Genomic DNA, 23,635 nt, shown 5'->3' on the forward strand with positions numbered 1-23,635 from the left:
GGCCCCCGACCGAAGGCACGCATGGAATTTTCCAGTACCGAAACCATCCTCGAGGAACTGCAGGCCGGACGCATGGTGGTCATCGTCGACGACGAGGACCGCGAGAACGAGGGCGACCTCTTGATGCTGGCCTCGCACGCGCGGCCCGAGGACATCAACTTCATGGCCAAGTACGGCCGCGGCCTGATCTGCCTGACGCTGACCCGCGAGCGCTGCAAGCAGCTCGCGCTGCCGCTGATGGTGACCGACACCAATGACGTGCATGGCACCAACTTTACTCTGTCGATCGAGGCCGCCGAGGGCGTGACCACCGGCATCTCGGCCTACGATCGCGCACACACCATCCGGACCGCGGTCGCGCCCAACGCGAAGCCCGAGGATATCGTCCAGCCGGGGCACGTGTTCCCGCTGATGGCACAGCCCGGCGGGGTCATCGTGCGCGCCGGCCATACCGAGGCCGGGTGCGATCTGGCGCGCCTGGCCGGGGCCGAACCGGCGGCGGTGATTGTCGAGATCCTGAACGAGGACGGCAGCATGGCGCGGCGTTCGGATCTCGAGCGCTTCTGCGCCGAGCATGACCTCAAGATGGGCACCATCGAGGACCTGATCCGCTATCGCATCGAGAACGAGAAAACCGTGCGTCGGGTTTCGGAGCGTCCGTTCCCGACCGAGCACGGCGAATTCCGCCTGCTGGCGTTCGAGGACGAGGTGGATCACGAGCTGCATTTCGCGCTGGTGCGCGGGGAGCCGAAGCCGGACCAGGAGACCCTGGTGCGTGTCCATCTGGAGAGCACGCTGTACGACACGCTGGGCTATGCCGGCCCGGACCGTGGCTGGCCGCTGGATGATGCCCTGCGCCGGATCGACGCGGCCGGCGAGGGCGTGGTGGTGGTGCTGCGCAAGCACGAGAGCCCGGAGGCCCTGGCCCAGCGTCTGGAGCATATCGGCCAGCCGGCGCCGGAGGAGCGCAGTGGGCGCGAGAACTCCGCCGAGTGGCGCATGTATGGCATTGGTGCCCAGATCCTGGCTGACTGCGGGGTGGGGCGCATGAAGCTGATGTCGGCGCCCAAGCGCTTTCATGGCCTCGGTGGCTTCGGCCTGGAGGTCGTGGACTACGTCCACGAGTAGCCCCCGGCCGGCACGCGCCTGGCCGCCTGCCTCGTGGTGGCTGGCCCTGGTTCGACATCCGGTGTTTACGTGCTTTCGGTCTACATACTGCCGTGCGCTGACTCGCCAGCGCGCCCCGAGTGACTTCTTTGCTCGTGCAAAGAAGTCACCAAGAAACACGCCCGACTGCCGCGACCCCGGCCCGCTTCGCGGGCCGGGGTTTCCCTCGCTCCGAGGCTTTTCGCGGGCGGCGCTGAACTCGCTGCGCCTTCGGCTCCGCTCAGACATCCAGCGCCTTTTTCCCCGCGAAAACCCTCTACACTCGGCGCGACGACAACGGGGAGGCAGGTCCAAACAACGGCGATCCCAGCGATATAGCTAATGGATGATGGCTAGGCTTTCGGACATCTGGGCACGCTCGGCCTTTGGCCGTTGCGTGCCGCGCCCGCGCAGCGGGCGCCGGGGGCTTTCAGGCGGCAGGGCCGTTGTGGTGTCGCGGGGTCGGAATACCTTCTGTCTTGACCTTCGCCTCCCGTATGGAGCCCCTTGCGGAAGGGTTCTCGGGGCGGGAGAAGGCGCTGGATGTCTGAGCGGAGCGCAGCGTAGCGAGTTCAGCGCCGCCGGCCCGAGGGCCCTGGAGCAAGGTTCCTGGGCGAAATCCGGGTGCCCTTCTTTGGGTACTTTCTTGGGCAAGCAAGAAAGTGCCTCGGGGCGCGCTGGCGAGTCAGCGCACGGCAGTATGTAGACCGAAAGCACGTAAACACCGGATGCCGAACCCAGACCAGCCACCACGAGGCAGGCGACCTAACGAAGGGACCGTCAACCACCGAGCGATGAACAAGGGTCCGCCATGATCGGGCAGGACGCCGGGCCGACGCCACTGAGCATACCGGCGCCAAATGCAGGTCCAGTCAGCGCCATGGCAGGCGGGCGGCTGCGCGATTCGGGCGGGCGCGCTCTACCGCGCGGGTTCGCGGTGCTACACTAGGCGGCCTTTGCAACTCGGCCCCGCGGGTCGGCCCCGAACGGCCGCCTCGTCTCCGTCTCAATCGGAATGAAACCATGCACGACATCAAGACCCTGGAAGGCGTATTCACCGACGCCGCCGACCATCGCTATGGCCTGCTGCTGGCGCGTTTCAACAGCCTGATCGTCGAGCGCCTGCTGGAAGGCGCGGTGGATACTCTGAAGCGCCATGGCGTGCAGGAAAAGAATCTGACCATCGCCCGCGTGCCGGGGGCCTATGAACTGCCGCTGGCGGCCCAGGCGATGGCGCGTTCCGGGCAGTATGACGGGGTCATTGCCCTGGGCTGCGTGATCCGCGGCTCCACCCCGCATTTCGACTACGTCGCCGGCGAGGCGGCCAAGGGCCTGGCCCAGGTGCAGATGGCCGAGGACCTGCCGATCAGCTTCGGTGTTCTGACGACGGACTCCATTGAGCAGGCGATTGAACGCGCCGGCACCAAGGCCGGCAACAAGGGCGCGGATGCCGCGATGGGCGCGATCGAGATGGTCAGCCTGATGCGGCAGCTGCGCGGCGGCGCCTGAGCGAGCACGAAACCGACGTGACCGAACCTGGCAATCCCTCCCAACCCGACCGTCCCGCCGCCAAGGGCGCGGGCGGCGCACGCGGCAAGCGCCCGCGCAGCACGCCCGAACAGCGGGCGCGCCACGCGCGCTCGTTCGCGCGGCGTCGCGCCATGCAGGCGCTGTACTCCTGGCAGATGACCGGCGCCCACCCCAAGGACATCCTGGCCGAGTTCCGTGACGACGAGGAACACGCGAAGGCGGATGCCGAGTATTTCCGCGAGCTGCTGATCGGTGTGACCCGCGATCGCGAGGCCCTGGATGCCCGCATGGAGCCGTACCTCGGCCGCCCGCTGGACCAGCTCGACCCGGTGGAGCATGCCCTGCTGTGGCTGGGTCAGTGGGAGCTGGCCGAGCGGATCGAGGTGCCCTATCGCGTGGTGATCAACGAGGCCGTGGACCTGGCCAAACGCTACGGTGCGGAGCAGTCGCATCGCTACATCAACGGTGTGCTGGACCGGCTCTCGGCCGAGCTGCGCGGTCCCGAGCGCGCCACGCCGCGCTGACCCCGCGCAACGCCGCAGCACGGCAATGGCCGGCCCCGACTCCGAGTTCGACCTGATTCAGCGTTATTTCGGCGCGCCGTCGGCGGACGTGAACGCCGAGGGCGTTCGGCTTGGCATCGGGGACGATGCCGCCCTGTTGGCTGTGGCGAGCGGCCACGAGCTGGCCGTCACTGTCGACACCCTGATTGAGGGTACCCATTTTTTCCCCGATCACCCGCCGGCGAGCGTTGGGCACAAGGCCTTGGCTTCCAACCTCAGTGACCTGGCCGCGATGGGGGCCGAGCCGCTGGGCGCGCTGCTGTCGCTGACCCTGCCACGGGTCGATCATGACTGGCTGGCGGGTTTCAGCGAGGGCTTCCTGGCGCTGGCCGAAGAGGTTGGTATCCCGCTGGTAGGCGGGGATACCAACCGGGGCCCTCTGGCAATCAGCGTGACCGTGCTGGGTACCGCGCCCGCGGGCCAGGCCCTGCGCCGGGCCGGGGCCCGGCCCGGCGACCGACTGGTGGTATCCGGTGCGTTGGGCGGGGCGGCCTTCGGGCTTGCCCACGAGACCGCCCGGCGGGCGCGGGGCGCCGCGGGCGCGGCTCTGCCCGCCGATGCCCGGGAGCCGGCCTGCGACCGGCTGTTCTGGCCCCGGGCGCGGCTGGCCCTGGGGCGCGGCCTGCGGAACCGTGCCCGGGCGGCTATCGATATTTCCGACGGCCTGCTGGCGGATCTCGGGCACCTGTGTGCCGCGTCGGGCTGTGGCGCGCGGGTCGACTGGCCCGCCGTCCCCCGCGATCCGTTGCTGGCACAGATCCCGGACGATCAGGCCCGCGAGTATGCGCTCGGCGGAGGCGAGGACTACGAACTGCTGTTCGCACTGCCGGCCGGGGAATCGCTGGATCTGCTGGCCTTCAGCGTGGATGTGCCGCTGACCGTGATCGGGGAATGCAAGGAGGGTGAAGCGGTGGTCGTCGAGGACGCGGACGGGCGGCGACTGGACGTGACGCGGGCGGGGCACGATCATTTCGCGGACACCGAAGAACACTAGGGACAGGGTAGCCATGACGGAGCAGAAGAGCCGCAAGCCGCAGATGCCATCGGCGAAGACCGTATTCGGCGATCCGATCCACCTGCTGGCCTTCGGCTTCGGCAGCGGCCTGTCGCGCTGGGCCCCGGGCACCACCGGCTCGCTGGGCGCGCTGGTGCTGTACTTCGCGATCATGAATTTCCCGGAATGGGCCTACATCGCCGTGACCGTGATCGTGGTCATGGCCGGCTTCCACATCTGTGGCGAGAGTGCCCGCAAACTCGGTGTGCACGATCACCCGGGCATCGTCTGGGACGAATGGGCGGGCATGCTGATTACCCTGGCCTTTGCCCCCGCGGGGCTGATGTGGGTGGTGGTCGGCTTTCTGCTGTTCCGGATTTTCGACATCCTCAAGCCCTGGCCGGCGAACTATTTCGACCACAAGTGGCAGGACGGCCACGGGATCATGATGGACGATGTGGTCGCCGGCCTGTACGCAGGCTTCGCCCTGGTGATCCTGGGCGGGTTGTTCCAGCAACTGGTGGTCGAGGCGTAGGACAGCGCTGGGGTGGGCCCGGGTGTGAACGGGTCGGCAGAGTCGCGCGATGACGGGAACTCGTGCGGATACGGCAACGCCTCAGGGTCAGATATCCACCAAAGGAGTGTGTGGCATGAAGATCTCCATGCGTCATTGGCTTCAAGTCTTGTTCGTGAGTGCCCTCCTGGCGTCTGGCGGCGCCCAGGCGCAGCCGGCGGGCGGGCCGCCTTCGGGCGCCCCGGGCGCCAGTGGCGACACGCCGGCCGCTGGCGACCTGCCACCCGGACACGGCGGTACTCCGCCCGGGCAGCGCCGCGGCGACCCGCGCCCCGATCGGGGGCCCGACCTTCCGCGGGCGCCGGATCCGTCCTCGCCGCCGTCCCCGGACGACGCGCCGCTGCCGGACCCGTCCGATCTCCCCGAGCCGCCCACCCCGCCGAGCCCGGATCTCCCGGGGCTCTGACCGAGCGCGGCGGATCCGCCCTGCGCACGTGTTCCCGGGGTGGGGCGGTCTCCGTTTGACCGTGTAGTGGTCAATTCATTTCGGACGTCCCGATCGGTGCTCCCGTCCTTCGCTCAGTGGGAGGTCGTTGGGGTACACACAGGCCGGCTGGATGGGAATGGTCCCCAAGTGCACCGACTGGTCGGTTACTTCGCCTGGCGGCCGAGCGTGCGCAGCTGCTGCAGCCAGCGCTCGCGCGCAGCCGCGTTGCCGCCGTTCTGGCCGATCAGGGTGTGGCGGACGGGGCCGAAGCCACAGAAGCGCAGGATGTTCCGCTCCAGGCTCTTCAGGCTGTGGGCGCCGAACCACCAGCGGTAGGCGAGGGCCGGCATGCCCATGGTGACCACGATGCGTACGGAACGGCCCTTCAGCCGCGTGTGGCGCAGACGGTTCATGTCGCCATCGGCGACAAAGGCTGGCCTGAGGGTCTGTTCCAGGAAGGCCTTCACCCCGGCCGGCATGTCGCCCAGCCACAGCGGGTAGATCAGCACGATGTGGTGGGCGGCCTCGATCAGGGCCTGGGCCTCGAGGATCGCGGGCGGGACGCTTGCGTCGAGGAACTCGGCCTTGCTCCTGAGCAGCGGGACATCACGATGGGCGATGGTGTAGGTGTCCACCGCGAAGCCGCCCTGTTCGGCCCCCTCGCGGTAGGCGTCGGCGAGCGCGTGGTCGAGATGGCCGCCGGCCGGGTCCGGGTGCCCCTGGAGGATCAGGATTCGCGTCATGCGTTGGCCCTCGTGATGGCTGAGCCCGTTTCCCAAGCGTAGCCCAGCCGGCGGACGCGGTGGTTCCGGTACGGGCCGTGGTGTGAGGGGGCGGTTGGTTGGCCGCCAAAAACGCCTCCGGAAACCGGTTCCCTGGCACGAGGGTCTTGCCTACCATAACGGGGTGCGCTGCGGTGGCTTGTAGCGTCGGGACGCGGAGGCGAAATGGCATTCGATCCGGTTGTGCTGTTCTTCCTGCTGGGGGCGATCGCGGGTCTGGCGAAGTCGGACCTCAAGATCCCGATGGCGATCTACGAGGCGCTGTCGATCTACCTGCTGCTGGCCATCGGCCTGATGGGCGGGGTCAAGCTGGCGGAAAGCGAGTTGCTTCCGTTGCTGCTGCCGGGCCTGGCGGTGCTCGCCGTGGGTTCGCTGATCCCGCTGATCGCGTTTCCGGTGCTGTACCTTCTCGGGCGGATGCCGCGGGCGGATTCGGCTTCCATTGCGGCCCACTACGGTTCGGTGTCGGTCGTGACCTTCTCGGTCGCGGTCGCGTTTCTGGCGTCCCGGGGTCTGGACTACGAGGGGCACATGGTGGTGTTCCTCGTACTCCTGGAGATGCCGGCGCTGGTCATCGGGATCCTGCTGGCGCGCATGGGCAGCCGGGGCCCCACTCGCTGGGGCAAGACCCTGCACGAGGTCATCTTTGGCAAGAGCATCTTCCTGCTGGCCGGTGGGCTGGTGATCGGGTTCATTGCCGGCCCGGATCACATCGAGCCGCTGGAGCCGATGTTCTTTGATCTGTTCAAGGGGGTGCTGGCGTTGTTCCTGCTGGAGATGGGGCTGGTGGCCTCCAGCCGCATCGCGGATGTCCGCCAGTACGGGCTGTTCCTCATCGTCTTTGCGATCGTCATGCCGATCGTCTCCGCGATCCTCGGGATCCTGCTCGGATGGGGCCTGGGCATGAGCCTGGGGGGCACGCTGCTGCTGGCCACCTTGTATGCCAGTGCGTCGTACATCGCGGCGCCGGCCGCGATGCGCATTGCCGTGCCCAAGGCCAACCCCGCGTTGTCGATCGGGGCCTCGCTGGGTGTGACGTTCCCGTTCAATATCTTCCTGGGCGTTCCGCTGTATTTCTGGATGGCCCAGACCCTTTATTCGCTCGGAGGCTAGCTCGATGCAAGGCGATGACATGTACCTGCTGACGGTGGTGGCCGAGGCGATCCTGGAGGAGATGCTGATCGACGAGGTACGCGCCATGGGGGCGGCCGGCTACACGGTGACCGACGCACGCGGCTGGGGCCGGCACGGCAAGCGCCGGGGCAACTGGCGGGCCGGCGGCAACATCAAGCTGGAGGTCGTGGCCTCGTCGGAGCTGTGCGAGCGGATCGCGGCCCGGTTCAAGGAACAGTACGAGTCGGACTACGGATTGCTGATGTTTACTGTGCCCGTCGCCTTGAAGAATTGATCCGGCGGGGCAGTCAGGCAGCCTCCATGCAGTGAAGTACTTCACGAAATGCCCGGGAACTCGCCCCTGCGCCTTGGGGGGCGCGGGGCTCGGCTGCTATCACCGGGGGCCTGAACCAATGGCTTCACGGCCGCAAGGAGTTTCCCATGACCCGGTTTCGCAGTACCGCATTGATCATTGCCCTTGGCTCGCTCTTCGCCGTGGGAACGGCCCATGCCCAGGCGCAGCAAGGCGGCCAGCAAGGTGGCATGGGCCAGGGTACACCCCCCGCCGAGCGGGGTGCCCCTCCGGCGGGCGGGCAGGACACCCCGGGGCACGGCGGCATGCCGCGCGGCCAGGGCCAGGAGCACGGTCAGGGTATGCCGCGCGGCCAGGGCCAGGAGCGTGGTCAGGGCATGCCCCCGGGGCAGCCACAGCCGGCCCCCGGCCAGCCGCCGGGCCAGGGGCAGCAGGCCCCGGGCCAGATGGAGCGCGGTGGTCAGCCGGCCCCCGGTCAGGGCGGCGCGCCGACCGCGCCTCAGGGGCAGGGCCAGCCGCCCGGTGGCCAGGGGCAGCCGCAAGGACAGGGGCAGCCCCAGGACGCGCCGCCGCTGGGCCAGCAGCGTCAGCCCCGAGGCGCGGATGCGCCTCCGCTGGGGGACCAGACCCCGACGCGGCCGGACACCGGTAACCGCCCGGCCGAACCCGCCGATCCGTCAGAGCCGGCGGACCCGGCAGAAACGGGCAATCTCCCGCCGGTGGACTGATCGCGGCGGCCCGGGGTATCGCGCTTCGTCCGGGGGGGCGCGAAGCGGGCCCGCCTTACGTCCGGGCGAGGATGCGGTAGGGCCCGGGATGCCCGTCGCGGCCGGACTCGATCAGGACAATCGTGTCCGTCGCCCAGTGCAGCGGCGTTTCGATCCGCTCCCGGGCGGGCGGCGCCGCGTGGCGGCGCAGCGAAACGTGAGGCCGGAACGGACGGGGCGGGCCGGTGTCGATGCCGCACTCCCGGCAGAGGGCATGGGCCCGATCCGCGAGGTCCAGGAGGGCCGCCGGCGGATCGCCGGGGCCGACCCAGGTGATGCGCGGCCGCGCGAAGTGCCCCAGTCGGTCCAGAGTCAGTTCCAGTGGGTCTCTGGCGAGGCTCCCGAGGTGACCGGCCAGGCAATCGGCCTGCCCGGCGGGAACTGTGCCGGCGAAGGCCAGCGTCAGATGCAGATGTTCGGGCGGGATCGGACGGCCGGGACCATCCAGGGTGCGTCCCAGCCGATCCAGTCGTTCGCGTGTGGCCGTGTCGGGCCACAGGGCGAGGAAGACTCGTCGGAACTCGGGGGCCTCGGCCACAGCGGCGGGTTCAGGTGCGTGGTCGCGGCAGATTTTCGCGCTGACGGCGTTCCCACAGTGTCTTGCGGCTGATGCCCAGCGCCCGCGCGAGTTCCGTTTCGGTCATGCGGTCCTGGTTCTCCTGTACGAACTGGCGGAAGTACTCGTTCAGGCTCGAGCCCCGGGGCTTGCGGCGCGTCGGGAAGGCCGGGTTGGGGTGTTCCTCGGCCGCGCCGGCGTCCGGGGCCTCCAGGCCCATGTGCTCCGGCGCGATGTGTCCATCGGGGCAGAGGACCCATCCGCGCTCCAGGGCATTGGCCAGTTCGCGCACGTTGCCCGGCCAGTCCTGGGCCTCCAGGGCATCCCGGGCCGCTTGCGTCAGGCGGGGGACCGTTCCCGATCCGGCCAGCCCCTCGAGGAAATGCTGCGCTAGCGGCAGGATGTCCTCGCGCCGCTCGCGCAGGGGCGGGATCGCCAGCTCCAGTACCCGCAGGCGGTAGTAGAGATCGGCCCGAAAGGCCTGATCCTCGATCATGCCCTCCAGATCGCGATGGGTCGCGGCCAGCAGGCGCACGTCGACCTTCTGATTCTCGTTGGCGCCCACCGGACGGATCTCGCCGTCCTGCAGTACGCGCAGCAGGCGCGCCTGGGCCGCCGGCGCGAGTTCGCCGATCTCGTCCAGGAACAGGGTGCCGCCATGGGCGCTCTGGATCAGGCCGGTGCGGGCCTTGACCGCCCCGGTGTAGGCGCCCTGGGCGTGCCCGAACAGCTCGGCCTCCACCAGGCCCTCCGGGATGGTGGCGCAGTTGACGGCCACGAAGGGCCCCCCGGCGCGCGGGCTCAGTTCATGCAGGGCGCGTGCGGCGAGCTCCTTGCCGGTGCCGGATTCCCCCCGCAGCAGCACGGTGGAGTGCGTGGCCGCCACGCGCCGGATCTGGTCGCGCAGCCGCTGCATCGCGGGGCTGTCGCCGATCAGGCCCAGGCCCGGGTGACTGAGGGTTTCGGTCCCGGCGTCGGGCGGCTCGGGCGGGAGGCGGTCGCGCGCCTCGCGTTCGCGCAGGGCGGCGCGCAGGGTCAGCAACAGGGCGTCGTGGTCGAAGGGCTTGGCGATGTAGTCGGCCGCGCCCTCTTTCATCGCGTTCACCGCCGAGGGGACCGATGCGTAGCTGGTCATGATGACCGTGGGCGAGCGGGTGAACTCGGGCAGCAGCTCGATGCCCTCGCCGTCCGGCAGGCGCAGATCCACCAGCTGGAGGTCGTAGGGGTCGGCCGCGGCCAGGGCGCGCGCCTCGGCCAGGTTCTCGGCTACGCCGACCTCGAAGCCGTGATGCTCCAGGAACCGGCGCACGGCGCGGCGGATCGGGGCTTCGTCGTCTACGAGCAGGATGCGGGTCATCGGTCTTGGTGCGGCAGCATGAGCAGGAATCGGGCCCCACCCTCGGGGCGGTTGGCGGCCATCAGGGTACCACCGTGGTCGCGCACGATGCTGTAAGCCACCGGCAGGCCCAGGCCGGTGCCCTGACCGGCCGGCTTGGTGGTGAAGAAGGGCTCGAACAGGCGTTCCAGGCTGGATTCGTCGATCCCGGGGCCGGCATCGTCGATGGTGATCTGGATGTGGCGGCCATGGACGCGCGCGGCGATCACGACCGTGGAGCCCTCGGGCGAGGCCTGCTCGGCGTTGGTCAGCAGGTTGATGAAGACCTGCAGCAGCGTGGCATGCGACCCGCGGACATGCAGCCCCTCCAGGCCGGTGGTGGAGAACTGCAGGTCCTTGCGCCCGGCCAGGCGCGTCAGGCGAATGGCCTCGGCCAGGAGTTCGTCCAGCGCGATGGTCTCGAAGTGCCCCGCGGACGGCCCCTCGTCGGCGTGGGCGAAGGTGATCAGGGACTGCACGATCGCATTGATGCGCCGGGTCTGCGCGAGGATGTCGTCGGCGATGCCGCGGATCTCGTCGGGATCATCCTCCAGCGGCAGGGTCTGGGCCAGCGAGGCGATCCCGGTCAGCGGATTGCCGATCTCGTGGGCGACCCCGGCGGCAAAGCGGCCGATGGAGGCCAGGCGGTCGCCGTGGGCGATCTCGGACTCGAGCTGGGCGCGCTCGGTCACGTCCTCGATCAGGACCACGCGCCCCTCCACCTGGCCATGGGCATCCTGCAGCTCCGAACGGTGCAGGTTCAGGCGGCGATTGCCGGCGGGCAGGTCCACGTTCAGCTTGTACCACTGCCGGTCCGGGCTCTCGAGGAAGGCCGTCAGCAGGCCGCTCCAGGGGCTGTCGAGCCGGCCGATGTTCTGGCCCACGGCGTCCTCTGTGGCCACACCGGTGAGTTGCGCCAGCGCCTGGTTCCAGCCGGTAATCTCGCCGCTGTTGGTCAGGCTGGCCACCCCCAGCGGCAGCTCGTGCAGGATCTGGCGATGAAAGCGGCGCAGGGCATCCAGTTCGGCGGCCAGGCCGGACAGTGGTAGGGAACGGGTCTCCAGCTGCTCCTCGATGCGCCGCAGGCTCTCGCTGAGGGTCTGGCGGCCGGCGGCATCCAGGCGCAGGTGCTGGTCGACGATCATGCGCGCGAGGACCGGCCCGAGCAGACCGGACAGGTTGCGCTCGATGCGTTCGCGCAGGTGGCGCAGGTCGCTGCGCGAGCGCGTGTGCCGCGGCAGGCCGAGATCGTCGAGCGCGCGCTGGACCTCGTGATGCGCGGCACCCGGCCCCAGAGTGGCCGCCAGGGCGGTTTCCATCTCGGTCACGTCGCCAGCCAGGGGCAGGCCGGCCCCGGCCCCGGTGGACTCGTTGGGGCAGCAGGCTCGGCCGGCTTCGATCTCCTCGCGGTTGGGGCGGGTCAGCAGCGACCCGATCACGAACAGCAGGGCGTTGATGCCCAGGCTCAGCATCAGGGCGAAGGTCCATGGGTCCAGCATCCCGGCCAGCAGCCACTGTTGCGGGTCCGGCAGTCCGGTGGCGATGCCGGCATCCGACAATAGCGGCATCACCAGGGTGAAGGCCCAGCCGGCGATGCCCGCGGCCAGTCCGAGCAGGAAGCCGACCCGAGTCGCCTGTTTCCACAGCATCAGACCGATCAGGCCCGGCAGGAGCTGGGCCACCGCGGCGAACGAGATCAGCCCCAGCTGCGCCAGCCCCTCGACCACCTGCAACAGGCCGTAAAAGGCATAGCCCAGTCCGATGATGAAAACGATCCAGATGCGCCGCCCCCAGAGCAGGCGGGTATAGATGTTGGCGCTGCGTTCTTCTTCGTTCAGCCGGGTCAGCGGCGAGAGGTAGTTGGTCCCCATGTGGGCCAGCGCAAGGGTGGTCACGATCATCATGGCGCTGGCGGCGGACAGCCCGCCGATAAAGACCAGCAGCGCCAGGCTGGGCGACTCCAGCAGTCCGGCGATCCCGATGGCGTAGTAGTTCGGCGAGATGCCGAGGCCGGCCGCCTCGCCGGCCCAGTAGAGGATCGGCATCGGCAGGTTCAGCAGCAGCAGGAACGCCGGGAAGGCCCAGGCGGCGGTGGTCAGGGCCTGGGGGTTGATGTTCTCGGTAAACAGCATGTGGAACTGCCGCGGCAGCAGGAAGGCCGCGGCAAAGGCGAGAATCATCATCGCGAACCAGCCACCCTCGCGCACCGGGGCGTACAGCGCATCGACCGCCTCGGGATGCGCGGCCAGCCAGTCGTCGAGGCCGGCGAAACCGCCGAACACCGCGTACAGGGCCACCGCCGCGATGCCGAGGATGGCGATCAGCTTGACGATGGATTCGAAGGCGATGGCCAGCACCAGGCCGGCGTGCTTCTCGCGCGGGGCGATGTGGCGGGCCCCGAACAGGATCGCGAACAGTGCGATGGTGGCGCTGAAGGTCAGGGCGAGGAGGTGGGGCGGGGTTTCCGCGGTCAGGACCGCGGCGGACTCGGCCACCGCCTTGATCTGCAGGGCGATGTACGGAAGCACACCGGCCAGCATGAACAGGGCCACCACCGGTCCGGTCAGGCGACTGCGGTAGCGAAAGGCGAACAGGTCGGCCAGCGAGGTCAGTTGCTGTTCGCGGGTCACGCGCAGGATGGGGCGCAGCAGCCAGGGCGTGGCGGCGAAGGCCAGGGTTACGCCCAGATAGATCGTCAGGTACAGATAGCCCTGGTCGGCCAGAAAGCCGAGGTTGCCGTAGAAGGTCCAGGAGGTCGCGTAGACCCCCAGCGACAGGCTGAAGACCCAGCTGTTTGCCGCCAGCCGGCCGACCCGGGGGACGCGGTCGGCCAGGAAGGCGATGCCGAACAGCAGGGCCAGGTAGGCCACGCCCACGGCATAGAGCAGGCCGAGGCTAAGGGTCACGGCGACCGCCCCGGCTCAGGGCCGCGATGGCCAGGATGAAGACTGCCCAGGCGGCGAATGGCCACCACCAGGCGGGGCTCAGATGGGCGACCCAGATCACCAGCGGACTCAGGAACAGTAGGGCCCCGAGGAGGGCGATCAGGATGGCGCGCGGGGCGTCCATGGTCAGATCTCCGCCCGGGCCGGGCCGCGGCTGACGGGTTCCTGCGGGGCCTTCCGGGTTGGCGCGCGGCGGGACAGCATGCGGCGAGTCTACACCGCGGCGGGGGCTCCGGGCAGCGTGGTGCGCAGCGGCAGGTATGCCGCGAGCGGCCGGCGCCGTAGCGGTTCCAGGGCCTCCGCCAGCTGGGCACCGGGCGCGTCCGGGGCCTGTCGGTCGGAAGGCGCGAGTCCGATCTGCCCCAGGGTGTCGGCGAGGTGGCGCCGCGCCGCATCCGCTCGAATCCCCGTGGCACCCGTGGCCTTGGCGAGTTTGTCGCCGCCGGGCGCGACCAGCACCGGATGGTGGGCATAGGCCGGCGGGGGGTGTCCCAGGGCCCGGTAAAGCTGCATCTGGCGCGGTGTAGAGCCCAGCAGGTCGATCCCGCGGACTACATGCGTGACGCCCAGGTCGAGGTCATCGACCACGGTGGCGAGCTGGTAGGCCACGATGCCGTCCGCGCGGCGGATGACGAAGTCACCGCCCAGGGCCTCCAGATCGAAGGCGACCGCACCGAGAAAACGGTCCTCGATGGCCCAGTAGCGGGTCGTTGCGCGGGCGCGCAGGGCGCGGGGCTCGCGTCCGGGCGGCAGGCCGTGGCGGCAGGTGCCCGGATAGACGGGGCCTTCCCAGCCAGGGCGGCCGTGGGTAGCCAGGTCCTTGCGGGTGCACCCGCAGGGAAAGGCCCGGTCGGTGTCCATCAGGGTATCCAGGGCCCGCTGGTAGGCGGGGCCGCGCTGGCCTTGCCAGACAATCGGTCCGTCCCAGCCGAGGTCGAAGGCCTCGAGGGTGCGCAGAATGGCATCGGCCGCCCCCGGGCGAACCCGGGGGGCGTCGATGTCGTCGATACGCAGGTGCCACTCGCCATCGGCACTCCGGGCGTCCAGCCAGGAGATGACGGCGGCCAGCAGGGAGCCCGCGTGCAGCGGGCCGGAAGGGGTCGGGGCAAACCGGCCGACGTAGCCGTCGACCGGGGACTGCGGTTCGGGCGTGGGGGTCACGGCCCGGCCGGGATCAGGCGCGCTGCTTTTCCTTGATCTCGTCGAGCTGCTTGCAGTCGATGCACATGGTGGCCGTCGGGCGGGCCTCCAGGCGACGAATGCCGATCTCCACGCCGCAGGTCTCGCAGTAGCCGTAGTCGTGGGTCTCGATCTTGCGCAGGGCCTCGTCGATCTTCTTCGACAGCTTGCGCTCGCGGTCGCGGGCCCGCAGTTCCAGGCCGAATTCTTCTTCCTGGGTGGCGCGGTCGGCCGGATCGGCGAAGTTGGCCGCGTCCTGGCGCATGTGCCCCACGGTGCGATCGACTTCCTCCGCCAGTTCCTGGCGCCATGCCCGCAGCAGGCTGCGGAAATGGTCCAGCTGATCCGGATTCATGTACTCTTCGTCCGGCTTCGGCTCGTAGGGCGCAATGCCCCCGGCGACCATGTGCTGGGTGGAGGGCTTGTCGGTCTTTTCGTCTGCAGCCATGCGGGCTTTCTCCGGCTGGAAAAATGAGGCGCACTTAGTACCAGAGTCGGACGGGGCGGGCAAGTCCCGTGCCATGACGGTTTGCGCCCGGTCGCCTCCGGACCTGCAGGGGCTGCGAGCGGCGGGGCACTGTTTTCAGCGAGATACGGGAAGGGACCGGGAATCACGATGGCGGAATTGCAGGCACTGATCTTTGACGTCGACGGCACGCTGGCGGACACCGAGCGGGACGGTCATCGGGTGGCGTTCAACAAGGCGTTCGCGGACGCGGGCCTGGACTGGGACTGGAGTGTGGCGCGCTACGGCGAACTGCTGCGGGTCACCGGCGGCAAGGAGCGCATACGCCAGTACCTGTCGGAAGATCACCCCGAAGCCCTCGAGGAGCCGGGGATCGATGCCCGCATCCGCGAGCTGCATGCGGCCAAGACGCGTCACTACGTGGCCATGCTCGAGTCCGGCGCGATCCCGTTGCGCCCGGGCGTTCGCCGCCTGCTGGACGAGGCGGAGGCCGAGGGACTGCGCCTGGCCATCGCGACCACCACCACCCCCGAGAACGTGACCGCGCTGCTGGAGGCCACGCTGGGAAACGCGGGGCCGTACCGCTTCGAGGTGATCTCCGCCGGGGACGTGGTGCCGGCCAAGAAACCCGCGCCGGATATCTTCACCCATGCGCTGGAGGCGATGAACCTGCCCGCCAGCGCCTGCCTCGCCCTGGAGGATTCCGACAACGGGGTCCGGTCCGCGTGCGGCGCCGGGCTGGAGGTGGTGGTCACCACCAACGACTACACCCGGGAACAGGACTTCGAGGGCGCGCTGGCGGTGCTGGACGGGTTCGGCGAGCCGGACGCACCGGCGAGGGTTCTGGCCGGTCCCGCGTTGCCGGGCCCGGCGGTGGACGTGGCCACGCTGCGGGCCTGGCACGCCAGCGCCCAGTCGTAGCGGGACGGGTTACGGGTCAGTCGAGCTCGCGCGTCGGAACGCGCGGATCCTCGACCTCGTTCTCGTCGAGCATCTGCGTGTCCAGCATGAACCCGATCGCGGCGTCGCTGATGCCGTTGATCACGAACTGCACGGCCAGCACTGCGAGGATCAGGCCGAAGACCTTGGTCAGGATGTCCTTCCCGGTGTCGCCCAGGTACTGGACGATATAACGCGAGTAGACCATCGCGTAGTAGCAGGCGACCATGCAGGCCAGCACGCCGAGGAACACGAGTCCCGTGTGGTAGACGGTCGGGGCCTCGCTGGTCAGGATCATCACCGTGGCGATCGCACCCGGGCCGCTCATGAACGGGATCGCCAGCGGGATCACCGAGATGTCCTCGGTCACGTGCCCCTTGTCGGCCTTCACCTCTTCGGCGGTCTCCTTCTCGGTCGCCCCCTTCTGCCGGATCATGCCGATCGCGATGCCGAACAGGATGATCCCGCCGGCGATACGAAACGCCGCCAGGGTGATCCCGAACAGCTGGAAGATCACCCCGCCCAGCAGGGCGAAGGCGAACAGCAGGGAGGTGGCCACCTTGACCGAGCGCAGCGCGATCGCCCGGCGCTTCTCCTCCGATGCGCGCGGCAGCATCGCCGTGAAGATGAACGCCGTGGTCAGCGGGTTCACGATCACGAACACCGCCAGGAAGGTAACGACCAGGTATTCGAGTAACACAAGCATGTGTTCGAGCTTAGGCCGGAACCCGCAAGGTTGCGAGGCAGGCTCGCGCAGGTGGTCGGGTCATACCGCTCGCCACGACGCTGCGCGCCTCGCGATGACGGTGCCCCCTTCGCGTCATTGCGAGGAACAACGCGACGAAGCAATCTCCATGGGAAGCCCCGACGCCGGATCGTCGCGAGCGTGGGCAGGGACGGGGCCCGGTCGTTATACTCTGCGCGCATGAAGAAACGCCTGCACCCTGAATCCTTCCCGACCCTTGAGCACTTTGTCGGCAACACGCCGCTGGTGCGCCTGCAGCGCATGGCGGCCGACCTGCCGTCCACCGTGCTGGTGAAGCTCGAGGGCAACAATCCCGCCGGTTCGGTCAAGGACCGGCCCGCGCTGAACATGATCCAGGCGGCCGAGCGCCGCGGCGACATCCAGCCCGGCGATACCCTGATCGAGGCGACCAGCGGCAATACCGGCATCGCGCTGGCGATGGTCGCGGCGATGAAGGGCTATCGCATGATCCTGGTGATGCCGGACAACATGTCCGCCGAGCGCCGCGCCTCGATGAAGGCCTTTGGCGCCGAACTGGTGCTGGTCTCGCGCGAGGAGAGTATGGAGGGCGCGCGCGACCTGGCCGACCACATGGAGGCCGAGGGCAAGGGCCGGGTGCTGAACCAGTTCGGCAACCCGGACAACCCCGAGGCCCACTACATCGGCACCGGCCCGGAGATCTGGCGCGACACCGAGGGTACGGTGACCCACTTCGTCTCGGCGATGGGGACCACCGGCACCATCATGGGCGTGTCGCGCTATCTGAAGGAGCGCGACCCGGAGGTGCAGATCGTCGGCGTGCAGCCCACCGAGGGATCGTCCATCCCCGGTATCCGGCGCTGGCCGGAGGCGTACCTGCCCACCATCTTCGAGGCCTCGCGGGTGGACCAGACCGTGGACGTGACCCAGGAGGAGGCCGAGGACACCATGCGCCGGCTGGCCGCCGAGGAGGGCATCTTCGCCGGGGTCTCGTCCGGGGGTTCCGTGGCCGCAGCCCTGAAGCTTGCGGCCGCGACCGAGGGCGGGACCTTCGTCGCGATCATCTGTGACCGCGGCGACCGCTACATCTCCACCGGCGTGTTCCCGTCATGAGTGCCCCGGTCCTGATCTTCGATCTCGAGACCGTCCCCGACATCGACGGCGCCCGGCGCCTGCACGACTTCGAGGGCCTGAGCGATCACGAGGTGGCCGAGGCGCTGTTCGCCCTGCGCCGCGCGCAAGCCGGCACGGAGTTCCTGAAGCACCCGCTGCACCGTATCGTCTCCATCGGCGTGCTCTACCAGGGGGGCGACGCGCTGAAACTCTCCGCCTTCGGGCGCGAGGGCGAGGATGGCCAGGCACCGACCGAGGCCGAGCTCCTGCGCCAGTTCTTCGATGTAATCGACAAGCGCACGCCGCAGCTGGTCAGCTGGAACGGCGGCGGCTTCGACCTGCCGGTGCTGCACTACCGCGCGCTGGTCAACGGTGTGCAGGCCCCGCGCTACTGGGAGCAGGGCGACGACGACCGCGAGTTTCGCTACAACAACTACCTGTCGCGCTTCCACTGGCGCCATGTGGACCTGATGGACGTGCTGGCGGGGTTCCAGGGCCGCGCGGTCACCAGCCTCGACATGATGGCGAGCCTGCTCGGCTTCCCCGGCAAGCTGGGCATGGATGGCTCCCAGGTCTGGCCGGCCTGGCGTGACGGGCGTCAGGCCGAGATCCACGACTATGTGGAGCACGACGTGCTGAACACCTATCTGGTCTGGCTGCGCTTCGAGTACATGCGCGGCAATCTGACCGACGCGGCCCTGGCCAGTCGCCAGCAGCAGCTGGCCGAGTACCTGGAGGCCAGCGGCGCGGCCCACCACCGCGAATTCCTCGACGCCTGGCAGCCGGCCGGACGCGCGGACTGATGGCACGCATCGACAAGACCCCGTTCGAGGCCACCATCGAGGAGGTCACGCTGGACGGCCAGGGGGTAATCCGCCGCGATAGCAAGGCCTGTTTCATCCACGGTGCCCTGAAGGGCGAGCGGGTGATGGCCCAGCAGACCGGGCGCAAGCGCCGTTTCGACAGCGCCGAGGTGGTCGAGGTGCTGGAGCCGGCCCCGGGCCGAGTCGATCCGCCCTGCGAGTTTTTCGGCCTGTGCGGCGGCTGCAAGCTGCAGCATGCCTCCATCGAGACCCAGCGTGCGATCAAGGAGCAGGCCCTGTTCGATGCCCTGGAGCGTATCGGCCACGTGACCCCGGAGGCCCGTTTCGAGCCGCTGACCGACACCACCCTCGGCTACCGCCGCACCGCGCGGCTGGGGGCGAAGTACGTGCCGAAGAAGGGCGGGGTGCTGGTTGGCTTTCGCGAGCGCGGCAGCCCGTATCTGGCCGAGATGGACCACTGCGAGGTGCTGCACCCGGCCGTGGGGCAGCGCATTCGGGCCCTGCGCGAGCTGATCGGCGGCCTCGAGGCGCGCGACCGCCTGCCGCAGATCGAGGTGGCGGTGGATGACGACGAGCGCGTGGCGCTGATCTTCCGCAACCTCGATCCGCTGTCCGAGGCGGACAGCGCGCGCCTGTCGGCCTGGGCGGAGGCCGAGGGCATTCAGGTGTACCTGCAGCCTGGCGGCCCGGAGACGGTGGAACCGCTGGCCGGGCCGATCGAGCCACTGGTCTATCGCCACCCGGACTACGGCGTGTCGGTCCCGTTCATGCCCACGGACTTCATCCAGGTGCATGCCGGCATCAACCGCAAGATGGTCCCGCAGGCGCTGGCCGCGCTGGACCTGCAGCCGGGCCAGCGGGTGCTGGATCTGTTCTGCGGGCTGGGCAACTTTACCCTGCCGCTGGCGCGCAGCGTGACGAACGGCGAGGTGGCTGGCGAAGTAGTTGGTGTCGAGGTGGACGACGCGATGCTGGCACGGGCGCGTGCCAATGCCCGCGACCAGGGCATCGCCAACACCCGCTACGAACGCGCCGACCTCGACGACGTCGAGGCCCTGAAGAACGCCGGTTGGCTGGCCGAACGCTATGACCGTGTGCTGCTGGACCCGCCGCGTACCGGCGCGGCCGCGGTGATCGAGGCGCTGGCGCCGCAGCGGATCGAGCGCATGGTGTATGTGTCCTGCAACCCGGCCACGCTCGCCCGTGACGCCGAGCGCCTGGTGCATCATCATGGCTATCGCCTGGAGCGGGCCGGGATCATGGACATGTTCCCGCATACCGCGCACGTGGAATCCATGGCCGTATTCCGGCGCGACTGACGCGCGTCGATATCCGAGGGGAATTGCATGCTGGAGATCGTACAAGCGGGCGGGTGGCTGATGCTGCCGATCCTGCTGTGTTCCGTACTGGCCGTCGCCATCGTGCTGGAGCGGCTGTGGACGCTGCGTCGCTCGCGCGTGGTCCCGCCGCGCCTGCTGACCTCGGTGTGGGAGCAGATGCGCACCCAGGGGCTCAAGCTCGACGACATCCAGCGCCTCCGGGCCGGCTCGCCCCTGGGCGCGATCCTGGCGGCGGGGCTTGCGACCCATGACCGGGCCCGACAGATCACGCAGGAGAGCATCGAGGAGGCCGGCCGGCGCGTTGCGCATGAGCTCGAGCGCTACATGAACACGCTCGGCACCATCGCGATGATCACGCCGCTTCTGGGTCTGCTCGGCACCGTGGTCGGGATGATCGAGGTGTTCACCGTAATCACCGAGATCGGCGTGGGCAGCCCGCGCGATCTGGCTGGGGGGATCTCCCAGGCCCTGATCACCACCGCCGCCGGTATCGGCGTGGCGATCCCGGCACTGGCCTTCCACCGCTACTTCCGCGGGCATATCGACGAGCTGGTGCTGGAGATGGAGCAGGAGGCCACCAAGCTGGTCGAGGTGATCCACGGCGAGCGCGCGGCCGGCACGGCCGAGGGCGAGGCCACGGCGTGAATTTCCGTACCCCGCGACGACAGGAGGAGCCGGGCGTCAATCTGACGCCGCTGATCGACGTCGTCTTCCTGCTGCTGATCTTCTTCATGGTCTCCACGACCTTTGACCAGCACGCGGACATCGAGCTGACCCTGCCCTCGGCCGACCGCGAGGCCGAAGCGGTGGAGCGCGCCTGGATCGACATCGTGGTGGATGCCAACGGCAACTACTTCATCAACGGCCAGGAGCTGATCAATCGCCGCGCCGAGACCCTGGAGCGTGTGCTGTCCGAGACGCGCGAGGGTCGCGAGGATGACCCGGTGCTGATCCGCGCGGACGCCAACGCCAGCCATCAGTCGGTCGTGCGAGCCCTGGACGTGGTGGGCCGCCTGGGCATTACGTCCGTGTCGATCGCCACGCTGGGCGAGGCTGCCGATGACGACTGACGAGCAGCATGCGCAGCACTTCGATTCCGGCTGGACGGTCTACCGTCGCCTGCTGAGCTATGCCTTCGTCTACTGGCCATTGCTGGCGATTGCCACGGTCGCGATGCTGGGCATGGCGGCGACCGAGGCGGGCTTCGCCGCGCTGATGAAGCCGCTGATGGACGAGTCCTTCGCCGAGGGCGAGGGCCATCCCCTGGTGGCGTGGATTCCGCTGGCCCTGATCGGCCTGTTTCTGGTCCGCGGTGTGGCCGAATTCGGGTCGGTCTATGCGATGCGCTATGTCGGGCGGCAGGTGGTCAAGCGCCTGCGCGAGGAGCTGTTCGAGCGGCTGCTGCACATGCCGGTGCAGCGCTTTCAGGAGCAGAGCAGCGGCGAGCTGATCTCGCGCGTGACCTACAACGTGGAGCAGGTGGCGACGGCCGCGACCGACGGCTTCAGTACCCTGGTGCGCGACACCCTGACGATCATCGCGCTGCTGGCCTGGATGTTCTGGCTGACGCCGACCCTGACCCTGACCATCCTGATCATCGCCCCGGTGCTGGCCGTGCTGGTGCGCGTCGTCACCAAGCACTTTCGCCGCATCTCGCACCGCCTGCAGTACAACATGGGCGACGTGACCCACGTGACCCAGGAGGTGATCGAGGGCCACCGGGTGGTGCGCATCTTTGGCGGCGAGACCTACGAGCGCGGGCGCTTCGAGGACATCAACGAGCGCAACCGCCGGCTGCATATGCGCATGGAGGGCATCAAGGCCGCCTATACCCCGACCATCCAGTTCCTGGTCGCGGCAGTGCTGGCCTTCGTGATCTGGGTCGCGACCTCGGATTTCGGCGACGACACGGTCACGGCCGGCACGTTCGTCTCCTTCCTGACCGCGATGCTGCTGCTGTTGAGCCCGATCCGCCGGCTGTCGATGATCAACGCGACCCTGCAGCGGGGTATCGCGGCCGGGCAGAACATCTTCGCGGTGCTGGACGAGACGCCGGAGCGCGACACCGGCCACGTGCCGCTGGACCGCGCCGAGGGTCAGCTGGCATTCGAGGACGTGGCGTTTCGCTACAGCGCGGACGGCCCGGATGTGCTGAAGGCCATCTCCTTCGCGGTGGAGCCAGGCGAGAACGTGGCCCTGGTCGGGCGCTCGGGCAGCGGCAAGACCACGCTGGTCAATCTGCTGCCGCGTTTCTATCACCCGACCGAGGGGCGCATCCTGCTGGACGGCCACGACCTCGAGACCATCCGCCTGCGCGACCTGCGTCGGCAGATTGCCTATGTCGGCCAGAACGTCACCCTGTTCGCGGACACCGTCGCCGCCAATATCGCCTATGGGCGCCCCGAGGCGACCGAGGCGGAGATCCGCGAGGCGGCGCGCGCCGCGCATGCACTGGAATTCATCGAGCGCCTGCCCGACGGGATGCAGACCCTGGTGGGGGAAAACGGTACCCGTCTCTCCGGGGGGCAGCGCCAGCGTCTGGCGATCGCCCGCGCCCTGCTGCGGGACGCCCCGATCCTGATCCTGGACGAGGCCACCTCCGCCCTGGACAACGAATCCGAGCGCCAGGTGCAGGCCGCGCTGGATGCGCTGGTGAGCACGCGCACCACGCTGGTCATCGCCCACCGCCTTTCCACGGTTGAGGGCGCCGACCGCATCCTGGTGATGGACAACGGCCGCATCGTGGAGAGCGGGCGGCACGAGGAGCTGATCGCCCGAGGCGGGGTCTACACCCACCTGCACCGCCTGCAGTTCCGCGAGGAGGCGGGGGATGGGGGCTGATGCCGGGGGCTACGGGGATCGTCCGCTCCCGGTCTGGCGCGCGACCTGGCGGGATTACCGCCGCGGCGATGGCAGCCGGGCACGCGCCCGGCGGGGTTTCCTCACCCCGCCCGTGGATCGCGGTCGGCTGATCTGGATCAAGGCCGGCGGCAGCCCCGAGGACGTGCGCCTGGGGATCGAGCTGCTGGGTGCGGTGCGCGACAAGCGCCAGGACGTGCGCATCGTCCTGACATTCGAGCAGGATTACCCGGAGCTCTTCGAGCGCCACATGCAGCCGTTTCGCAAGGTCGGGGTGGGCTACGGCCCCTGCGACAGGCCGCGGGTGGTGCGCCGGGTGCTGCGGCGCTTTCAGCCCCACGGCATCCTGCTGGCCGGTGGCCGGGCGCCGGTCCATCTGTTGCAGGAGACCGAGGCGCCGGTGATCGCGGTGAACACCGCGCCGGCTACCGGGGCCATGTCCCCGGTGGCCTGCCACTGGCCCGTCGATCCTGTCGCCGCCGATGGCTGGCCGGCCGCCCGCGTTCGGGCGCTGGACCCGGCCGACCCCCAGGCCCGGTTCGTCGAGGCGCAGGCCGATGTGGTGCTGCGCTCGCTGGTTGGGGGCGGGGTGGAACGCCTGTGGTGGTGGCATGGCACGCCGGCGCAGTGGCCGGCCTGGCGGGCGGCCTGGGAGGCCTCCGGCTGGGGTCAGACCGACATCCTGCTGGCCAGCCTGCGCGGGGAGACGGACGCCGCCCCGTTGCCGGGTGCCGATCAGGTGGTCTCGGGCTGGGACCGGTCGGCGTTGCCGCCGGGGACCATCCTGCACCTGGATGATCGGCGCTGGTTCGCGGCCGCGGCCAGTGCCGCCCATGCAGTACATCTGGCCGCGCCGGATCGCCAGGCCCTGTGGCAGGGCCTGGCTGGCGGGGCGGCCGTGAGCCTGGGCGAGGCGCCGGCCGCGGAGGTGCCCTGCCCGGTGCTGGGCGAGCCGGCCGCGGTGCTGGCGGCCTGGCAGGCACTGCGGGACGACCCGGCTGCGCGGCGCCAGCAGGGTGATGCGGCCCGCCGACGCTTCTGGGAGGAGCGACGCCAGGTGGATGCAAATTTCGACGCCGTACTGCAGCAGGTCTGGGACTGGTAGC

At 69.4% G+C, this 23,635-nt stretch carries 25 protein-coding genes and 1 pseudogene; 18 read left to right on the forward strand and 8 right to left on the reverse strand.

Features of this window, described 5'->3' with window-relative positions; genetic code table 11:
- Positions 1-21 precede the first annotated feature (21 nt).
- From ribBA to D106_RS14455, 7 genes and pseudogenes are all read left to right on the forward strand, one after another.
- Entirely contained in the window at positions 22-1,128 is a 1,107-nt protein-coding gene (gene ribBA / locus D106_RS0100405; RefSeq protein ID WP_018867828.1) for a bifunctional 3,4-dihydroxy-2-butanone-4-phosphate synthase/GTP cyclohydrolase II, read from the forward strand.
- 364 nt (positions 1,129-1,492) lie between these two features.
- A pseudogene (locus D106_RS15350) lies at positions 1,493-1,697 on the forward strand (hypothetical protein).
- Positions 1,698-2,169: 472 nt separating this feature from the next.
- Positions 2,170-2,655, forward strand: coding sequence for a 6,7-dimethyl-8-ribityllumazine synthase (ribE, locus tag D106_RS0100410; protein WP_018875807.1), 486 nt, complete (start codon positions 2,170-2,172; stop codon positions 2,653-2,655).
- Between the two features lie 17 nt (positions 2,656-2,672).
- Positions 2,673-3,200, forward strand: coding sequence for a transcription antitermination factor NusB (gene nusB, locus D106_RS0100415; RefSeq protein ID WP_018875806.1), 528 nt, complete (start codon positions 2,673-2,675; stop codon positions 3,198-3,200).
- Between the two features lie 25 nt (positions 3,201-3,225).
- Positions 3,226-4,233, forward strand: a complete 1,008-nt coding sequence (gene thiL / locus D106_RS0100420; protein WP_018878858.1) for a thiamine-phosphate kinase — start codon at positions 3,226-3,228, stop codon at positions 4,231-4,233.
- A gap of 13 nt (positions 4,234-4,246) precedes the next feature.
- Entirely contained in the window at positions 4,247-4,768 is a 522-nt protein-coding gene (locus D106_RS0100425) for a phosphatidylglycerophosphatase A (protein ID WP_018866939.1), read from the forward strand.
- A gap of 115 nt (positions 4,769-4,883) precedes the next feature.
- Positions 4,884-5,213 carry a hypothetical protein gene (locus D106_RS14455; protein ID WP_081618705.1) on the forward strand — a complete coding sequence of 110 codons (330 nt, stop codon included), beginning with the start codon at positions 4,884-4,886 and terminating at the stop codon, positions 5,211-5,213.
- 185 nt (positions 5,214-5,398) lie between these two features.
- Here the strand turns inward: D106_RS14455 and D106_RS0100430 are convergent, their stop codons facing one another.
- Positions 5,399-5,977: an NAD(P)H-dependent oxidoreductase gene (locus D106_RS0100430; RefSeq protein ID WP_018878859.1), complete on the reverse strand. Its 579-nt coding sequence runs from the start codon at positions 5,975-5,977 to the stop codon at positions 5,399-5,401.
- 204 nt (positions 5,978-6,181) lie between these two features.
- Between D106_RS0100430 and D106_RS0100435 the strand changes: the two genes are divergently transcribed.
- From D106_RS0100435 to D106_RS0100445, 3 genes are all read left to right on the forward strand, one after another.
- Positions 6,182-7,129: a sodium-dependent bicarbonate transport family permease gene (locus tag D106_RS0100435; RefSeq protein ID WP_018866937.1), complete on the forward strand. Its 948-nt coding sequence runs from the start codon at positions 6,182-6,184 to the stop codon at positions 7,127-7,129.
- 4 nt (positions 7,130-7,133) lie between these two features.
- Entirely contained in the window at positions 7,134-7,424 is a 291-nt protein-coding gene (locus D106_RS0100440) for a hypothetical protein (RefSeq protein WP_018878581.1), read from the forward strand.
- A gap of 146 nt (positions 7,425-7,570) precedes the next feature.
- On the forward strand, positions 7,571-8,170 hold the full coding sequence (locus D106_RS0100445; protein ID WP_018878860.1) for a hypothetical protein: 600 nt from the start codon (positions 7,571-7,573) through the stop codon (positions 8,168-8,170).
- 55 nt (positions 8,171-8,225) lie between these two features.
- Here D106_RS0100445 and thpR read toward each other — a convergent pair whose 3' ends face one another.
- From thpR to dksA, 6 genes are all read right to left on the reverse strand, one after another.
- Positions 8,226-8,747, reverse strand: coding sequence for an RNA 2',3'-cyclic phosphodiesterase (thpR, locus tag D106_RS0100450; protein ID WP_018878861.1), 522 nt, complete (start codon positions 8,745-8,747; stop codon positions 8,226-8,228).
- Positions 8,748-8,757: 10 nt separating this feature from the next.
- The gene (locus D106_RS0100455; protein WP_018878862.1) at positions 8,758-10,122 is read right to left on the reverse strand and encodes a sigma-54 dependent transcriptional regulator; all 1,365 of its coding nucleotides are present in this window, start codon (positions 10,120-10,122) and stop codon (positions 8,758-8,760) included.
- The gene (locus D106_RS0100460) at positions 10,119-13,046 is read right to left on the reverse strand and encodes a sensor histidine kinase (protein WP_018878863.1); all 2,928 of its coding nucleotides are present in this window, start codon (positions 13,044-13,046) and stop codon (positions 10,119-10,121) included. Before D106_RS0100460 ends, D106_RS0100455 begins: the two co-directional genes overlap by 4 nt.
- Positions 13,036-13,209, reverse strand: coding sequence for a hypothetical protein (locus tag D106_RS15150; protein WP_018866931.1), 174 nt, complete (start codon positions 13,207-13,209; stop codon positions 13,036-13,038). Before D106_RS15150 ends, D106_RS0100460 begins: the two co-directional genes overlap by 11 nt.
- 89 nt (positions 13,210-13,298) lie before the next feature.
- Entirely contained in the window at positions 13,299-14,246 is a 948-nt protein-coding gene (gluQRS, locus tag D106_RS0100470) for a tRNA glutamyl-Q(34) synthetase GluQRS (RefSeq protein ID WP_018878864.1), read from the reverse strand.
- A gap of 13 nt (positions 14,247-14,259) precedes the next feature.
- Positions 14,260-14,712 (reverse strand): RNA polymerase-binding protein DksA, encoded by a 453-nt coding sequence (dksA, locus tag D106_RS0100475; protein ID WP_018866929.1) that lies wholly within the window; start codon positions 14,710-14,712, stop codon positions 14,260-14,262.
- A gap of 168 nt (positions 14,713-14,880) precedes the next feature.
- Here dksA and D106_RS0100480 point away from each other — a divergent pair, with 168 nt between their 5' ends.
- Positions 14,881-15,651, forward strand: a complete 771-nt coding sequence (locus D106_RS0100480) for an HAD family hydrolase (RefSeq protein ID WP_018878865.1) — start codon at positions 14,881-14,883, stop codon at positions 15,649-15,651.
- 16 nt (positions 15,652-15,667) lie between these two features.
- On the opposite strand, the gene D106_RS0100485 is transcribed toward D106_RS0100480, so the two are convergent.
- On the reverse strand, positions 15,668-16,375 hold the full coding sequence (locus tag D106_RS0100485) for a MarC family protein (RefSeq protein WP_018878866.1): 708 nt from the start codon (positions 16,373-16,375) through the stop codon (positions 15,668-15,670).
- Positions 16,376-16,594: 219 nt separating this feature from the next.
- Between D106_RS0100485 and cysM the strand changes: the two genes are divergently transcribed.
- From cysM to D106_RS0100520, 7 genes are read left to right on the forward strand one after another with little or no spacing between them, the layout of a single operon-like run.
- Positions 16,595-17,506, forward strand: coding sequence for a cysteine synthase CysM (gene cysM, locus D106_RS0100490; RefSeq protein ID WP_018875794.1), 912 nt, complete (start codon positions 16,595-16,597; stop codon positions 17,504-17,506).
- Entirely contained in the window at positions 17,503-18,309 is an 807-nt protein-coding gene (locus D106_RS0100495; RefSeq protein WP_018878867.1) for a 3'-5' exonuclease, read from the forward strand. Before cysM ends, D106_RS0100495 begins: the two co-directional genes overlap by 4 nt.
- Positions 18,309-19,649 carry a 23S rRNA (uracil(1939)-C(5))-methyltransferase RlmD gene (gene rlmD / locus D106_RS0100500; RefSeq protein WP_018878868.1) on the forward strand — a complete coding sequence of 447 codons (1,341 nt, stop codon included), beginning with the start codon at positions 18,309-18,311 and terminating at the stop codon, positions 19,647-19,649. The genes D106_RS0100495 and rlmD overlap by 1 nt, the downstream gene beginning before the upstream one ends.
- Positions 19,650-19,676: 27 nt before the next feature.
- Entirely contained in the window at positions 19,677-20,315 is a 639-nt protein-coding gene (locus tag D106_RS0100505) for a MotA/TolQ/ExbB proton channel family protein (protein ID WP_018866923.1), read from the forward strand.
- A complete protein-coding gene (locus D106_RS0100510; protein WP_018866922.1) occupies positions 20,312-20,740 on the forward strand; it encodes a biopolymer transporter ExbD in 429 nt (142 codons plus the stop codon). Before D106_RS0100505 ends, D106_RS0100510 begins: the two co-directional genes overlap by 4 nt.
- Positions 20,730-22,511, forward strand: coding sequence for a lipid A export permease/ATP-binding protein MsbA (gene msbA / locus D106_RS0100515; RefSeq protein WP_018866921.1), 1,782 nt, complete (start codon positions 20,730-20,732; stop codon positions 22,509-22,511). The genes D106_RS0100510 and msbA overlap by 11 nt, the downstream gene beginning before the upstream one ends.
- The gene (locus tag D106_RS0100520) at positions 22,501-23,634 is read left to right on the forward strand and encodes a glycosyltransferase N-terminal domain-containing protein (RefSeq protein ID WP_018866920.1); all 1,134 of its coding nucleotides are present in this window, start codon (positions 22,501-22,503) and stop codon (positions 23,632-23,634) included. Before msbA ends, D106_RS0100520 begins: the two co-directional genes overlap by 11 nt.
- Position 23,635: the final 1 nt, after the last annotated feature.

The organism is Thioalkalivibrio sp. ALE9 (genome assembly GCF_000377445.1).
GTDB lineage: Bacteria > Pseudomonadota > Gammaproteobacteria > Ectothiorhodospirales > Ectothiorhodospiraceae > Thioalkalivibrio.

What these genes read in the sequence shown, in the direction of transcription:
- D106_RS14455 (WP_081618705.1), top strand. Translation starts at nt 4,884, where the DNA reads ATGAAGATCTCCATGCGTCATTGGCTTCAAGTCTTGTTCGTGAGTGCC.
- D106_RS0100440 (WP_018878581.1), top strand. Translation starts at nt 7,134, where the DNA reads ATGCAAGGCGATGACATGTACCTGCTGACGGTGGTGGCCGAGGCGATC.
- dksA (WP_018866929.1), bottom strand. Translation starts at nt 14,712, where the DNA reads ATGGCTGCAGACGAAAAGACCGACAAGCCCTCCACCCAGCACATGGTC.
- msbA (WP_018866921.1), top strand. Translation starts at nt 20,730, where the DNA reads ATGACGACTGACGAGCAGCATGCGCAGCACTTCGATTCCGGCTGGACG.
- D106_RS0100430 (WP_018878859.1), bottom strand. Translation starts at nt 5,977, where the DNA reads ATGACGCGAATCCTGATCCTCCAGGGGCACCCGGACCCGGCCGGCGGC.
- ribBA (WP_018867828.1), top strand. Translation starts at nt 22, where the DNA reads ATGGAATTTTCCAGTACCGAAACCATCCTCGAGGAACTGCAGGCCGGA.
- D106_RS15150 (WP_018866931.1), bottom strand. Translation starts at nt 13,209, where the DNA reads ATGGACGCCCCGCGCGCCATCCTGATCGCCCTCCTCGGGGCCCTACTG.
- rlmD (WP_018878868.1), top strand. Translation starts at nt 18,309, where the DNA reads ATGGCACGCATCGACAAGACCCCGTTCGAGGCCACCATCGAGGAGGTC.
- ribE (WP_018875807.1), top strand. Translation starts at nt 2,170, where the DNA reads ATGCACGACATCAAGACCCTGGAAGGCGTATTCACCGACGCCGCCGAC.
- cysM (WP_018875794.1), top strand. Translation starts at nt 16,595, where the DNA reads ATGAAGAAACGCCTGCACCCTGAATCCTTCCCGACCCTTGAGCACTTT.
- D106_RS0100435 (WP_018866937.1), top strand. Translation starts at nt 6,182, where the DNA reads ATGGCATTCGATCCGGTTGTGCTGTTCTTCCTGCTGGGGGCGATCGCG.
- D106_RS0100455 (WP_018878862.1), bottom strand. Translation starts at nt 10,122, where the DNA reads ATGACCCGCATCCTGCTCGTAGACGACGAAGCCCCGATCCGCCGCGCC.
- D106_RS0100505 (WP_018866923.1), top strand. Translation starts at nt 19,677, where the DNA reads ATGCTGGAGATCGTACAAGCGGGCGGGTGGCTGATGCTGCCGATCCTG.
- D106_RS0100485 (WP_018878866.1), bottom strand. Translation starts at nt 16,375, where the DNA reads ATGCTTGTGTTACTCGAATACCTGGTCGTTACCTTCCTGGCGGTGTTC.
- D106_RS0100445 (WP_018878860.1), top strand. Translation starts at nt 7,571, where the DNA reads ATGACCCGGTTTCGCAGTACCGCATTGATCATTGCCCTTGGCTCGCTC.
- D106_RS0100495 (WP_018878867.1), top strand. Translation starts at nt 17,503, where the DNA reads ATGAGTGCCCCGGTCCTGATCTTCGATCTCGAGACCGTCCCCGACATC.
- D106_RS0100520 (WP_018866920.1), top strand. Translation starts at nt 22,501, where the DNA reads ATGGGGGCTGATGCCGGGGGCTACGGGGATCGTCCGCTCCCGGTCTGG.
- thiL (WP_018878858.1), top strand. Translation starts at nt 3,226, where the DNA reads ATGGCCGGCCCCGACTCCGAGTTCGACCTGATTCAGCGTTATTTCGGC.
- D106_RS0100425 (WP_018866939.1), top strand. Translation starts at nt 4,247, where the DNA reads ATGACGGAGCAGAAGAGCCGCAAGCCGCAGATGCCATCGGCGAAGACC.
- D106_RS0100480 (WP_018878865.1), top strand. Translation starts at nt 14,881, where the DNA reads ATGGCGGAATTGCAGGCACTGATCTTTGACGTCGACGGCACGCTGGCG.